This is a genomic window from Kitasatospora sp. NPDC059160 (assembly GCF_042755465.1).
Lineage (GTDB): Bacteria > Actinomycetota > Actinomycetes > Streptomycetales > Streptomycetaceae > Kitasatospora.
On the sequence record NZ_JBHZCN010000005.1, the window covers coordinates 50430 to 63027 of the forward strand.

Below are 12598 nucleotides of genomic sequence, written 5' to 3' on the forward strand. Positions count from 1 at the left end.
AACAGCCGACAGATAACAGATGACAACTTTCAGCGAACAGATTTCATCTTTCATCATCTGTTCGCTGAAAGTTGTTCGCAGTCATCCGTCAGCCGCCGCCCGCCAGCACCACCGCCGCGCCCGTCCGCAGCGGCCAGAGGAAGCCCCAGTGCGGCAGCCGCAGTTGCAGCACCCGGTCGCCCGGCCCGAGCGGGTGGGCGGCCTGGAGCTCGCGCACCCGCCGGTCCGCCTCGGCGTGGGTCAGCCGGACGGCGGCCGGGCGCCCGCCCGGGCCGTACCCGACGCTGAGCAGGTGCTGCGGGGTGAGCGCGCGCGGCGGGTCGGTGTCCAGCTCGCCGGTGGTGTCGAGGCCGCCCGGTGCACCCGGTGTCCCCTCCCCCAGCACGCAGACCAGCTCGTTCTCGGCGCGCAGCCAGTCCCGCCGCCCGGGCGGGTCCGCCGGGTCCAACGACAGCCACGCCGCCCCGGACTTGGCCACCGCGAGCACCGCCGTCAGCTGCTCCTCCGGACGGCCGGCGGGCGTCAGCCCGACCACCGCACCCGGCCGGGCGCCGCGCCGGGCCAGGGCCCGGGCCAGCCGGTTGGCCGAGGCGTTCAGCTCCCGGTACGTCACCACCCCGCCGTCCGCGAGCACCAGCGCCGGCGCCTGCGGCATCCGGGCCGCCTGGGCCTCGACCGGGCCGACCACGGTGGTGGCCGGGTACTCGACCGCCGGACCGGACCGCACCGGTTCCGGCAGGACCAGCCCCTCCGCCGCGAGCAGCCCGGCCGGGCCCTCCTCCACGGAAGGGCCCCCCGCGCCGGCCGGGCCCGCGCCCGCCTCCCGTACGACCGCCTCCATCAGGCCACGCCCAGCAGTTCGGCCCAGGCCTCGACGGACGGCCGCTCCGCCAGCCGTACGAACTCCACCTCGGCGCCCTCGGCCCGCCAGCGCTCGGCCAGGGTCATCAGCCGGATCGAGTCCAGCCCCCAGTCGGCCAGGTTCTCGTCCAGCGGGATGTCCGCCGGGTCCTCCCCGAGCAGGTCGGCGACCTCGCCCCGGATCCGTTCCACCGTGAAACCGGTCGCGTCCACGCCCGTCACTTCCCGTCCGTCCCTTCCAGCGCCGCGCGTACGACGTCCGCGGTGGTGACCGCCCCGCACCGCCCGGCGATCCACTCCAGTGCGGCGCGGTGCTCGTCCGGTCCGAAGTCGGCGACCGCATCGGCCACCACGAAGGCCCGGACGTCCCGCATCCAGGCGTCGCAGGCTGTGGCCTGCACGCCGATGTGGGCGTAGACCCCGGTGATCACCAGCTGGTCGCGGCCCTGCTCGCGCAGCAGCTGCTCCAACTCGGTGCGCACGAAGGCGCTGTACTTCCACTTGGTGAGGACGGTGTCGCCCTCGGCCGGGGCGACGGCGTCGGCGACCGCGGTGGCGCGCGGGTCGTCGGGGATGCCGGGGCCCCAGAAGTCCTGCTGGAGTCCGCGTTCGGCCGGGCTCTGCCCGCCGCGCTGCGCCGAGTAGAGGACCGGCACCCCGCTCGCGCGGGCCGCGGCGGTCAACGCGGCGACGTTGGCCAGGAGTTCGGGCAGGGGCGCGGCGTCGCCCGGGAAGGCGTCCAGGAAGTGGTTCTGCAGGTCGTGCACCAGCAGCACGGCGCGGGCCGGGTCCACCGTCCAGGAGACCCGGTTGGCGGGCAGCTCCCCGGCGGTGGGCAGCGGGTAGGAGGGAATGCGGGGCAGGCCCACGATGGTCGAACTCCTCGGATTCACGGGGGTGATGGGGGGTAGACGGGGGGCTGTCACGATGCGGGGAGGGAGGCCGCGATGGCGGCCCGCAGGTCCTTCTTGCTGACCTTGCCGATCCCGGTGGCGGGGAAGGCGTCGACGAACTCCACCCGGTCCGGCACCTTGTACTCGGCCAGTCCGCGCCCGCGCACGAAGCGCTTCAACTCGACGCCCTTCGGCGGCTGTTCGCGGTGTTCGGCGCGGAGCACGACGTACGCGCAGGTGCGTTCGCCGAGGTACGGGTCGGGCATCGACACCACCGCCGCGTCGTGCACGGCCGGGTGGGCGAGCAGGTGGTTCTCGATCTCCTCGGCGGCGACCTTCTCGCCGCCCCGGTTGATCTGGTCCTTGGCCCGGCCCTCGACCACCAGGTGGCCGCTGGGGAGCCGGCGGACCAGGTCCCCGGTGCGGTAGTAGCCGTCCGCGGTGAAGGAGGCCGCGTTGTGCCCGGGGGCGTTCCAGTAGCCGCGGATGGTGTACGGGCCCCGGGTGAGCAGGTGCCCGGTGGTGCCGTCGGGCAGGTCGCGGTCCTGGTCGTCGACCACCCGGACCTCGTCGTCGGCGGAGATCGGCCGGCCCTGGGTGGTGGCGATCAGCTCCTCCGGGTCGTCCAGCCGGGTGTAGTTGACCAGACCCTCGGCCATCCCGAACACCTGCTGGAGCGTGCAGCCCAGCACCGGGCCGACCCGCCGGGCCGCCTCCTCGCTGAACTTGGCGCCGCCGACCAGCAGCACCTCCAGGCTCTCGTGGCCGCGGGCGCCGCGCTCCACGGCGTCCAGCCACAGCAGCGCGAGCGGCGGGACGAGCCCGGTGACGGTGACGCCCTCGCGCGCCATCAGCGGGAAGGCCGTCTCGGGGCTGGGCTGCGGGCAGAGCACCACCCGGCCGCCGGCGTACAGCGTGCCGAGCGAACCGGGCGAGCTGAGCGGGAAGTTGTGGGCGGCGGGCAGCACGCACAGGTAGACGCTGCGCCCGTCCAGCGCGCACAGCTCGACCGAGCCGCGCAGCGAGTAGATGTAGTCGTCGTGGGTGCGCGGGATCAGCTTCGGCACCCCGGTGCTGCCGCCCGAGAGCTGGAGGAACGCGACGTCCCCGGGCTCGGGTTCGCGCGCGGGTCCGGGGCCGTCGCAGGCCACGTCCGCCAGCCGCAGGTGCTCGCCCGGGTCCTCGCCGGCCACCAGCACCAGCCGCAGGTCCGGGTTCTCCTCCCGTACCCGGGTGGCGAGTTCGCGGTGGTCGAAGCCGCCCTCGACGCCCGGGACGACGTACGCCACGGCGCCCGTGAACGCGCAGAAGTGCGAGATCTCCGCGTAGCGGTGCGCGGGCAGCGCGAAGACCGGCAGCGCACCGATCCGGAACAGGGCGAAGACCACCTCGAAGAACTCGGCGGCGTTGGGCAGTTGGACCACCACCCGGTCCCCGGCCCGGAGCCCGCGGGCGAGCAGCCCGGCGGCCATCCGGTCGGCCCGGCGGTCGAGTTCGGCGTACGTCCAGCGCCGCTCGCCCGCCGCCACCGAGTGGCCGCCGGGGTCGACCACGGCGATCCGGTCGCCGTGCGCGGCGGCGCGCTCGCGCAGCATCCGCCCGAAGGTCTCGCCGCGCCAGTGGCCGGCCGCCCGGTAGCGCTCGGCGAAGTCGGCCGGGTACGGGGTGAATCCGTCCAGCACCTCGTCCAGGGGCGTCACAGCGCCACCCCCGCGGCCTCCAGGAAGGTGCGGAACTTGGCGCTGGTCTCGGCGAGTTCGGCCTCCGGCCGGGACTGCTCGACCACCCCGGCGCCCGCGTACACCCGCAGCGTGCGGTCCTGCGCCTGCGCGCAGCGGATGGTCACCACCCACTCGCCGTCGCCGCTCTCGTCGCCCCAGCCGACCATGCCGGTGTACAGGCCCCGCTCGAAGGGCTCGATCTCGCCGATCACCCGGCGGGCGACGTCCGTCGGCGTGCCGCAGACCGCCGGGGTCGGGTGCAGCGCGCAGGCCAGCTCCAGGGCGGAGACGGCCGGGTCGGCCAGCTCACCGCTGATCGTGGTGGCCAGGTGCCACATCGCCGCCGTCCGCACCAGGGTGGGCCGCTCCGGCACGTCCAGGTTCCGGCAGTAGGGCGCCAGCGCCGCGCGGATCGCGTCCACCACCACGGCGTGCTCGTGCAGGTCCTTGGGCGACTCCAGCAGCGCGGCGGCGCGCCGGACGTCCTCGCCGAGGTCCTCGCTGCGCGGCACCGAGCCGGCCAGCGGGTTGGCCAGCACGGCCGTGCCCCGGCGGGAGAGCAGGAGTTCGGGGCTGGCGCCGATCAGGGTGCTGCCGGCGCCGGCCGGGACGGCGAAGGTGTAGCCGCCGGGGTCGCGCCGGGCCAGGCGCTGCAGCACGGCCGGCAGGTCGAGCGGCCGGTCGCTGGTCAGCTCCAGCGTGCGAGCCAGCACCACCTTGCTCAACTCCCCGCCGCGCAGCCGCTCGACGGCCGCCGCGACGCCCGCACCGTACGCCTCCGGCTCCGGGACCGAGCGGATCCGCCAACCGGCCTGCGCGGCCCGCGGTGCGGGCAGCGCGATCAGCGGGTCGTCGCGCAGCGCCCCGGCGGACCGGACCCGGGCGGGGACGGCGAGTTCGTCCCGGCCGCCGTGGTCGAAGGCCACCGCACCGACCACCAGGGGCCGTTCGACCCCGTCGCGGCGTGCCCCGGCCAGCGTCTCGGCGACCCGGACGGGCAGCGGGCGGGCGTCCTGCGGCACCCGGGCGTGCACGCCCGCGGCGAGCAGGGTGCGGGTCGGTGAGGCGAGGAACGCCTCGTCGTCGGCGGCCCGGTACTGGCCGAGCAGGCCGCTGGCCGCGCCGATGGCGGTTCGGTCGGGGCCGCCGTCGGTGGGGGTCGGCGGGGCGTGGTGCACCGTGGTCACGGTGGTCTCTCCAGTCTGGGACGGGTCTACGGTCTGCGGTCGGCGGATGCCCGGGGGTGCCTCAGGCGCGCAGGGTCGCGCCGCCGTCGACGTACAGGTCGTGCATGGTGATGTGCCGGGCCCGGTCGGAGGCCAGGAAGAGCACGGCCTCCGCGATGTCGGCGGGCTCGGCGATCCGCCCGAGCGGGATGCCGACCCGCCAGGACGCCAAGTCGCCCTCGATCAGGCGCTGTTCGGCCGCCTCGGCGTCCTCACCCCACAGCCCGCGCTGCATCCGGGTGTCGGTCGAGCCGGGCGAGACGACGTTGCAGCGCACCCCGGAGCGGGCCAGCTCCAGGCCGAGGCAGCGGGTGAACATGGTGGCCGCCGCCTTGGACGCCGCGTAGGCGGCCATCCCGGCCCGCGGCACCCCGGCGGCGTTGGAGCCCACCGTGACGACGGCGCCCCGCCCCCGCTCGGCCATCCGGCGGCCGACCGCCCGGCCGGTGTGGAACACCCCGGTGCTGTTGACGGCGAAGGTCTCCGCCCAGTCGGCGTCGGACAGTTCGACGACCGGGCCGGGGCGCAGCACTCCGGCGACGTTCACCAGTACGCCGATCGGGCCGAGTTGACGCTCCATCAATTCCACTGCGCTGTCGACCGCTCGGGCGTCGGAGACGTCCAGGGCGTACGGGTGCAGCGCCTCGGATTCCGCCGCGACCCCGGCGAGCGGGCCGGCCTCCCGGTCCACCGCCGCGACGACGGCTCCCTCGGCGACCAGCGCCCGGGCCACGGCCGCGCCGATGCCCTGTCCGGCCCCGGTGACCATCGCGACGACACCGGCGAATTCGGACCGTTCCACAGGACTTCCCCTCCGACCAGCAATGTTAGGCAAGCCTAACCTAACACATTTGTTCGCCTACGCCGATAGCCCGTTCGACAGATTCCGACACCTGGGCCGTCGTCAATCCGCCAGGCCGTCCTGCTGCGTCCCGATCCGCCCGGGCACGCGAAGAGGCCGCCCGCCCCGACGACGGGACGAGCGGCCTCAGGGGCTCCAGGGCCCGCCTTCGGACTCCCGTCTGCGGGAGTCCGAACACGGGCCCTAAGGGGTTCGCGTCGATGCCGCCCTCGACCGGGCGTCGCAACGATGCTCTACGGGTGGTCAGTTCCATTTGACCGCTCACCCGTTGATGTACGGACCGCCGTCTCGGTGGACGGCCGTCGCCAGTGGACGGCCGTCGTCAGTGGGCGGCCGTCGTCAGTGGGCAGCCGTCGCCGGTGGACGGCCGTCGTCAGTGGGCGGCCGGGGGCGGGGTGAGTCCGGCGCAGCCGCGCAGGCCGTCGCGGCGCTTGAGGGCGGCCTCGGCGGCGGCGCCGGTGACCGGCTGGGGGATGCCCTTGTCGTCGATGGTGGCCGGGGCGAAGGCCTCGCCCTTGACCTTGCCGTCGGCGGCGAGGGTGAGGGTGGTGACGCCGGTCTCGTTGGAGAAGGCGTAGTTGGAGGTGCCGTACCAGAGGAAGTTGCCGAAGCCGTACCCGATGTAGGTGTTGCCGAGCATGCCCGAGCCGACCATGGTGTGGGCATGGGTGCCGACCACCGCGGAGGCGCCGACGGCGGCGAGCTTCTTGGCCACGGCGGTCTGGGCGGCGGTCGGGCAGGCCTTGCCCTCCTCGCCCCAGTGCAGGTAGACGAGGACGACCGGGGCCTGCTGCTTGGCCGCCTGCACGGCCGCGACCAGCGCGGGGACGTCCAGGGCGGAGGCGATGCCGGGCTTGTTCGCGCCGGCCCGCCACTTCTGGTTGGTGATGTCCTCGACCTGGCTGGCGGCGACCACCGCGACCTTCACCCCGCGCACGGTGGTCACGTACGGGGCGTACGCCTCCTTGGCGTTGTGCCCGACGCCGATCACCGGGACGGGTGAGGAGTCCTTGGCGGCCAGGGTGTCGGTGAGGCCGTCGGCGCCGAAGTCGACGGCGTGGTTGTTGGCCATCGAGACGACGTCCACGCCGGAGTCCTTGAGCACGGACAGCGCCTTGGGCGTGGTGCGGAAGGTGTAGGTCTTCGGTTCGGGTGCGCCGCGCCCGGTGATCGCGGTCTCCAGGTTGAGCACGGAGAGGTCGGCGTCGGCGAGGGTGCGGGAGATCGGGCCGAGGGCCTGCTCGGGCGGCTGGACGGACAGCCGGGGCTCGGTCCGGCCCTCGAAGTGGACGTCTCCGGCGAAGGCGACGGTGATGGTGCCGTCCGGGCGGGGCGCGCCGCCCTTGGTGGGGGCGGCTGCGGGGGCCGTACCGGTGGTCGCGGCGGCGGAGGCCGGGGGCGCCGCGGCGGGCGCGGCGGTCGACGCCGAACCGGGTGCCGGGTCGTCCGGCCCGCAGGCGGTGGCGACGGTCAGGCCGACGAGCACGGCGACGGCAGCCGCGGCACGGCGCATGAGTGGTTCCCCCCGAGGTCGATGCAAGCGGTCAGCCTACGCCACCGAATCGGCACCGCTTGTGCCCGCATCCACAACATTCCGGACACAGGAGGACACCAGCGGGCCGACAAGCGACGACCCCGCGCGAACGCGCGCGACGCGTGGGCGCCCGCCGCCTGCGGTAGGACATGCTGGACCCGCCCACCCTCACCCCCGCCGGAGCCACCCCGCCGATGACGACGCCCGAGCCCACCCCAGCGCCAGCCCCAACCCCCGGCGCGACCCCCGCACCCGACTTCACCCCCGCCGAGCGCGCCCGCGGCCGCGCGCTGCGCCGCGCCCAGCTGCCGTGGGCACTCGGCGGCCGCCTGGCGGGCCTGGCGCTGACCCTGGTGCTGGGCCTGACCCCGGCCGGTGCCGCGCTGGTGACCGCCACCGGCCGCTGGTTCGGCGGTTCCCGGACGGCCGGGGTGCTGGCAGGCGCGGCTGCCCTGGTGGTGCTGGGCCAGGCGCTGCAACTGCCGTTCGGGGCGGGGGCGCGGGCCGTCCGGGCCCGGTTCGGCCTGGTGACCCAGAGCTGGGCGGGCTGGGCGCTGGACGCCGTGCGCTCGCTCGGGCTGACCCTGCTGCTGGTCCTGCCGCTGGTGCTCGGGCTGTTCGCGCTGACCGGGTGGTCCCCGCGGCACTGGTGGCTCCCGGCGGCGGGGGCGGCGGCGCTGCTGACGGCCGCGCTGTCCTTCCTCCACCCGCTGCTGATCGAGCCGGTGTTCAACCGCTTCACCCCGATGCCGCCGGGCGAGCTGCGGACGGCACTGCTGGCGCTGGCCGAGCGGGACGGCGTGCGGGTGCGGGACGTCCTGGTGGCGGACGCCTCCCGGCGGACCACCGCGCTGAACGCGTACGTCTCCGGGTTCGGCGCGACCCGCCGGATCGTCGCGTACGACACCCTGCTGACGGCGGCCGAGCCGCGCGAGGTGGAGCTGGTGGTGGCGCACGAACTGGGGCACGTCAAGCACCGGGACGTGCCGGTCGGTACGGCGCTCGGGGCGCTGGGTGCCGCAGTGGCGGTGGTACTGCTGGGCCTGCTGGCGAACTGGCGGCCGCTGCTGGCGGCGGCCGGAGCCGCGGACGCGGCGGATCCCCGGGCGCTGCCCCTGCTGGCCGCGTCGGCGGCGCTGATCGGCGCGCTGTCGGGGCCGGTGCAGTGTGCGGTGAGCCGCCGGATCGAGGCCAGGGCGGACCGGCACGCCCTCGAACTGACCGGGGACGCCGAGCAGTTCGTGGCGATGCAGCGCAGACTGGCGGTGGTGAACGTCTCGGATGTCGACCCGCCGAGGCTGCTTGAGCTACTGTTCGCCACTCACCCGAGTGCGACCCGCCGGATCGCGGCGGCCCGCGCCTGGCAGGCAGGGCGGGTAGGGCAGGACCCGCCGGACCCCGCGAACGGCGGCCCGGCGGCGGAGAGACGCGCGACCCCGGGGTAAATCCGTTGTATAGTGCAACAAATCCCGAGGAGGTAGGAACGCCGTGCCCGGCCGCGAGTCGTCCATCGACACCATCCAGCGCGAGCTGACCGCCTTCGCCCGCCGTGCCCGGCACAAGGCCTCCCAGCTGCACCCCGACCTCTCCCTGGTCACGTACAGCATCCTCGACCTGATCACCGAGCGCGGCGGCTGCCGGGCCGCCGACGTGGCCGCGTACTTCATGCTCGACAAGTCCACCGTCAGCCGCCAGGTCACCGCGCTGGAGAAGCTCGGCCTGCTGCGCCGCGAGACCGACCCGGACGACCAGCGCGGCCAGATCCTGCGCGCCACCGAGGGCGGCCTCACCCTGCTGCGGGACGCCAACGAGCAGCGCCGGACGGCCTTCACCGCCCGCTTCACCGAATGGTCCGACGAGGACGTCGCCCGCTTCGCCGCGTACCTGGCCCGCTACGGCCAGGAGGACTGACCGGGCCCGCACCCGCGCCCCGGCCCCCTCGCCGGCCCCCCTCTCCGGCCTCTCGCCGGCCCCTCCTCACCCCAGCGCCTCCGCCCCCGGCCCCGCCCGCCCCGGGGTGCGCCCCACCGCCCCCACGGTGTACAGAGGAGAGGTGCCCCTCCGGCAGCGTCCCGATGACCCCCGTCCCCGCGCCCGCCGCCGCTCCTGGCGACCCGACCGCCGAGTGATGACGGCACTGCCGCTCGCACTGATCGTCGTGATCACCGTCGTCGACATCCTCTCCCCGCCGTCGATCCACCTCGGCCCGCTGCTGATCGTCGCCCCGGCCCTCACCGCCTCCTTCGCCGGCCCGCGGGCCACCGCCGGGGTCGCCCTGCTGGCCCTCGCCGCGCTCACCGCCATCGGGGCCGTCCGGGACGGCCTGACCAGCGCCAACATCGAGACCCAGCTGAGCGCCCAGGTGGTCGTCTCGGCGCTGATCGTCGGCCTGCGGGTGCTGCGCGACCGGCACGAACGCGAGCTCGCCCGGGTGCGCTCGGTCTCCGAGGCCGCCCAGCGGGTCCTGCTGCGCCCGCTGCCGGAGCGGATCGGACCACTGCACCTGGCCTCCTTCTACCTGGCCGCCGAGGCCGAGGCCCAGGTCGGCGGCGACCTGTACGCGGCCGCCCGGACCACCGACGGCACCCGGCTGCTGGTCGGCGACGTCCGCGGCAAGGGGCTGTCCTCGCTCGGCGACGCGGCCCTGCTGCTCGGCGCCTTCCGCGCCGCCGCCCACCTGCACGCCGACCTGCCGGGCCTGGCCGAGTACCTGGACGGCAGCGTCTGCTGGGACCTCGCCCAGCTCGCCGAGGCCCGGCGGGCCGAACGCTCCCGGCACCAGCGCCCGGCCGAGGAGGCGCCGGACGAGGGCGGCGAGTCCTTCATCACCGCCGTGCTGATCGACATCCCCGACGACGGCTCGCACGTCCACCTCATCGACTGCGGCCACCCGCCCCCGCTGCTGCTGCGCCCGGACGGCGTCACCACGCTCACCACCCGCAACCCGGCACCGCCGCTCGGCCTCGGCGAACTCGCCCCGGTCTCGTACCAGGTGCAGACCTTCCCGTTCCACCCGGGCGACCGGCTGCTGATCTACACCGACGGGGTGATCGAGGCCCGGGACGCCCAGCGCCGCTTCTACCCGCTGACCGAACGGGTCACCGCCTGGCAGGCCGAGCGCCCCGGCGTCCTGCTGAGCCGCCTGCGCCGCGACCTGCTGGCACACGTCGGCCGCCGGCTGGACGACGACGCGGCGATGGTGATGGTGGAGCGGCTCCCTTAGGACGCGTCCGCCCCTCGCCGGGACCCGTCTTCGGCCACGGGACCCGCCGTCGGTCACGGCCGGTACGGCAGCTGCGGCACGTCGAAGCAGTCCGTGGTCATGGCCGGCACCTGGGTGACCCAGCCGCCCCGCCCGCCCCCGGCGGAGTCCTGCCAGCGGGCGACGTTCAGACAGGCCCGGGTGGGCCCGCTCGGCGGCGGCTGCGGCACGAAGGACGCGGGCAGGATCAGCCCGTGCGCGTCGTAGGGCTCGGCGCGGTTCAGGAAGGCCTCGACGCAGACCCGGGTCGGTGCGGCGCCGCAGGAGTCCAGGGCGTCGGCGAGCCACTGGGCGCCCGCCCAGCCCTCCAGCTCCCACGCGGACAGCCGGTCGGCCCGGTCCGGGTAGGAGCGGGCCATCGCGGCGCGGAAGTCGTGCACGGCCGGGTGCTGCTCGTCCTCGTAGTTCTGGCTGGAGGACGTCGCCCAGAGCGCGTTGCGGCAGTTCGGCGAGGCGGCGTAGTCGGTGCGCACCGACTCCGACCAGTTCTGCACCGTGGTCACCTTCGCCGCGACCGACACCCCGGCCTCGTCCAGCGCCCGGCAGAGCGCCGCGTTCCCGCGCGAGTCCATCGCGTCGAACAGCAGCTGCGAGCCGTCGGCGCGCACGGCCGCGGCCACCGCCTGGAAGTTCGGCAGCGCGAAGTCCACCGTCTGGAGCAGCACCCGGTAGCCCTCCGCCTCCAGCCCCGCCTTGAGCTGTCCGGCGTAGCGGGCCGAGTCGGCCTGGTTGTAGGCGACCACGGCGGCGCTGTCGGCGCCCAGGCGCTGCTTGAAGAAACGGAACACCTCGGTGCTCTGGTACAGGGTGCCGTTCCAGCCGACCGCCCGGCCGTCGCGCGGGGCGGCGCTGCCGTAGATCCCGTACAGGTGCGGCCAGCGGTCGTACGCCGTGCCGATCGGCTGGCCGCCGACGTCCGGCACCGCCTTGCCGCTCACGTACGGCGCGCCCGCGTAGTCCAGGACGCTGCCGCTGACGAGGGCGAAGACGTGCGCCTGGTCGACCAGCCGGTGCACGCAGTCCTGGTTGCCGATGCCGCTGCCGCCGTCGTCGCAGGTCACCACCTCGACCGTGCGCCCGTGCAGGCCGCCGCGGTCGTTGAGGGCCTGGAAGAACGCCTGGGCGCCGTACCGGGGGCCGCTGAACACCTCGCTGCCGACCGGGCTGGTCAGGGAGGTGACGATGCCGATCCGGATCGCGGTCGCGGACACGCCGGTGTCGAAGGACGGGTTGCCGCCGGCCCCCGGGGCGGGCGTGGCGCGGGCGGTGAAGGCGCCGTCCGGCAGCCGGGTGCCGCAGCCGGCGAGCAACGGCAGCAGGGCCAGGAGCAGGGCCAGGACCGGTGCCAGGACCGAGACCAGGACCGGACGCAGGACGGGCGTCGGCCCGCGGCCGTGCGGCAGTGCGGTCAGGTGCCGCCGAGGTGCGGTCAGCCGCATCCGGGGACCGGGGTGGCACTGGCCCCGCCGGCCTGGGTGAGCAGCCCGCACAGGGTCGAGCGGGAGACCTTCCAGGTGCCGTTGTCGAGGACGGCCTGCCCGGTCGCGGCCGGCGCGACCACGGTGCCCTGGAGGGAGAGCGCGTAGGTGACGGTCGCGTCGGCGGCGTCGGTGAACGCGACCCCGCCCACCGTGGCCTTCACCTGGCCCACCCGGGGGTCCTGGGAGAAGCCCTGGAGCACCGGGAGCAGCGTGTCGCCGCCCTGGAGCAGCTTGGCCTTGTCGGCGATCGGGGTGGCCGGGTCGAAGAACTTCTCCCAGTTGGCGGTGACCTCCGCCTGGGCGGCGGCCGGGTCGGCGGGGGCGGTGGCACTGGCGCCGGCGCCGGCGCCGGCGCCGGTGGTGACACTCGCACCGGCGGTGACGCTCGCGGTCGCGGCCGGGGAGGAGGCCGAGGACCCGGACCCGGACTTGGTGCTGCCGCACCCGGCCGCGGTGCCCGCCAGCAGCAGGGCGAGCAGCCCGCCCGCCGTCCGCAGGAGGGCGCTGCCGCCCCGGGAGGTGCCGCTTCGCGTCACGCGCATGGTGTTCCCTCTCGACCGCGCCGCCCGGACTGCGCCCGGCCGGTCGCGGATCCCCGGATGCTGTTCCAGGCCGATCCTGGAAACGTCTCAGGTGACACCATGAAGGCGGATCCATGGACGCATCGCAATCCGACGGAGAAATCACCCGTAACGCCCCGAGGGTTTCCCCCGTCCGGCGCGGTGCCCGCCTGCCGCAGAGCCTCCGGAGCGCGCGCG

Annotated in this window: 12 protein-coding genes; 3 read left to right on the plus strand and 9 right to left on the minus strand. The window is 75.2% G+C overall.

Features of this window, described 5'->3' with window-relative positions; translation table 11 throughout:
- Positions 1–88 precede the first annotated feature (88 nt).
- The 7 genes from ACFXOZ_RS03270 to ACFXOZ_RS03300 all read right to left on the minus strand — a co-directional run bounded on the left by ACFXOZ_RS03270 (position 89) and on the right by ACFXOZ_RS03300 (position 7076).
- Positions 89–784, minus strand: coding sequence for an AMP-binding protein (locus ACFXOZ_RS03270; protein ID WP_380586940.1), 696 nt, complete (start codon positions 782–784; stop codon positions 89–91).
- Positions 785–840: 56 nt separating this feature from the next.
- Positions 841–1074: a phosphopantetheine-binding protein gene (locus ACFXOZ_RS03275; RefSeq protein ID WP_380523144.1), complete on the minus strand. Its 234-nt coding sequence runs from the start codon at positions 1072–1074 to the stop codon at positions 841–843.
- 5 nt (positions 1075–1079) lie between these two features.
- Positions 1080–1730 carry an isochorismatase family protein gene (locus ACFXOZ_RS03280; protein ID WP_380586943.1) on the minus strand — a complete coding sequence of 217 codons (651 nt, stop codon included), beginning with the start codon at positions 1728–1730 and terminating at the stop codon, positions 1080–1082.
- A 53-nt stretch (positions 1731–1783) separates the two neighbouring features.
- A complete protein-coding gene (locus tag ACFXOZ_RS03285) occupies positions 1784–3454 on the minus strand; it encodes a (2,3-dihydroxybenzoyl)adenylate synthase (protein WP_380586945.1) in 1671 nt (556 codons plus the stop codon).
- Positions 3451–4662, minus strand: a complete 1212-nt coding sequence (gene dhbC, locus ACFXOZ_RS03290) for an isochorismate synthase DhbC (protein ID WP_380586948.1) — start codon at positions 4660–4662, stop codon at positions 3451–3453. Before dhbC ends, ACFXOZ_RS03285 begins: the two co-directional genes overlap by 4 nt.
- Before the next feature lie 61 nt (positions 4663–4723).
- On the minus strand, positions 4724–5470 hold the full coding sequence (locus tag ACFXOZ_RS03295) for a 2,3-dihydro-2,3-dihydroxybenzoate dehydrogenase (RefSeq protein WP_380587086.1): 747 nt from the start codon (positions 5468–5470) through the stop codon (positions 4724–4726).
- A gap of 466 nt (positions 5471–5936) precedes the next feature.
- The gene (locus ACFXOZ_RS03300; RefSeq protein ID WP_380586951.1) at positions 5937–7076 is read right to left on the minus strand and encodes a CapA family protein; all 1140 of its coding nucleotides are present in this window, start codon (positions 7074–7076) and stop codon (positions 5937–5939) included.
- Positions 7077–7246: 170 nt separating this feature from the next.
- Between ACFXOZ_RS03300 and ACFXOZ_RS03305 the strand changes: the two genes are divergently transcribed.
- From ACFXOZ_RS03305 to ACFXOZ_RS03315, 3 genes are all read left to right on the plus strand, one after another.
- Positions 7247–8542 (plus strand): M48 family metalloprotease, encoded by a 1296-nt coding sequence (locus ACFXOZ_RS03305; protein ID WP_380523140.1) that lies wholly within the window; start codon positions 7247–7249, stop codon positions 8540–8542.
- Between the two features lie 43 nt (positions 8543–8585).
- Positions 8586–9008 carry a MarR family winged helix-turn-helix transcriptional regulator gene (locus tag ACFXOZ_RS03310; RefSeq protein WP_375892035.1) on the plus strand — a complete coding sequence of 141 codons (423 nt, stop codon included), beginning with the start codon at positions 8586–8588 and terminating at the stop codon, positions 9006–9008.
- Between the two features lie 217 nt (positions 9009–9225).
- Entirely contained in the window at positions 9226–10320 is a 1095-nt protein-coding gene (locus ACFXOZ_RS03315) for a PP2C family protein-serine/threonine phosphatase (protein ID WP_380523139.1), read from the plus strand.
- A 53-nt stretch (positions 10321–10373) separates the two neighbouring features.
- On the opposite strand, the gene ACFXOZ_RS03320 is transcribed toward ACFXOZ_RS03315, so the two are convergent.
- On the minus strand, positions 10374–11798 hold the full coding sequence (locus ACFXOZ_RS03320; protein WP_380586954.1) for an ABC transporter substrate-binding protein: 1425 nt from the start codon (positions 11796–11798) through the stop codon (positions 10374–10376).
- On the minus strand, positions 11789–12382 hold the full coding sequence (locus tag ACFXOZ_RS03325; protein ID WP_380586957.1) for a hypothetical protein: 594 nt from the start codon (positions 12380–12382) through the stop codon (positions 11789–11791). The genes ACFXOZ_RS03320 and ACFXOZ_RS03325 overlap by 10 nt, the downstream gene beginning before the upstream one ends.
- Positions 12383–12598: the final 216 nt, after the last annotated feature.

Coding starts and splice junctions, on each gene's coding strand:
- ACFXOZ_RS03320 (WP_380586954.1), bottom strand. CDS start 11,798: ATGCGGCTGACCGCACCTCGGCGGCACCTGACCGCACTGCCGCACGGC.
- ACFXOZ_RS03305 (WP_380523140.1), top strand. CDS start 7,247: ATGCTGGACCCGCCCACCCTCACCCCCGCCGGAGCCACCCCGCCGATG.
- ACFXOZ_RS03315 (WP_380523139.1), top strand. CDS start 9,226: ATGACGGCACTGCCGCTCGCACTGATCGTCGTGATCACCGTCGTCGAC.
- ACFXOZ_RS03295 (WP_380587086.1), bottom strand. CDS start 5,470: ATGGTCACCGGGGCCGGACAGGGCATCGGCGCGGCCGTGGCCCGGGCG.
- ACFXOZ_RS03325 (WP_380586957.1), bottom strand. CDS start 12,382: ATGCGCGTGACGCGAAGCGGCACCTCCCGGGGCGGCAGCGCCCTCCTG.
- ACFXOZ_RS03300 (WP_380586951.1), bottom strand. CDS start 7,076: ATGCGCCGTGCCGCGGCTGCCGTCGCCGTGCTCGTCGGCCTGACCGTC.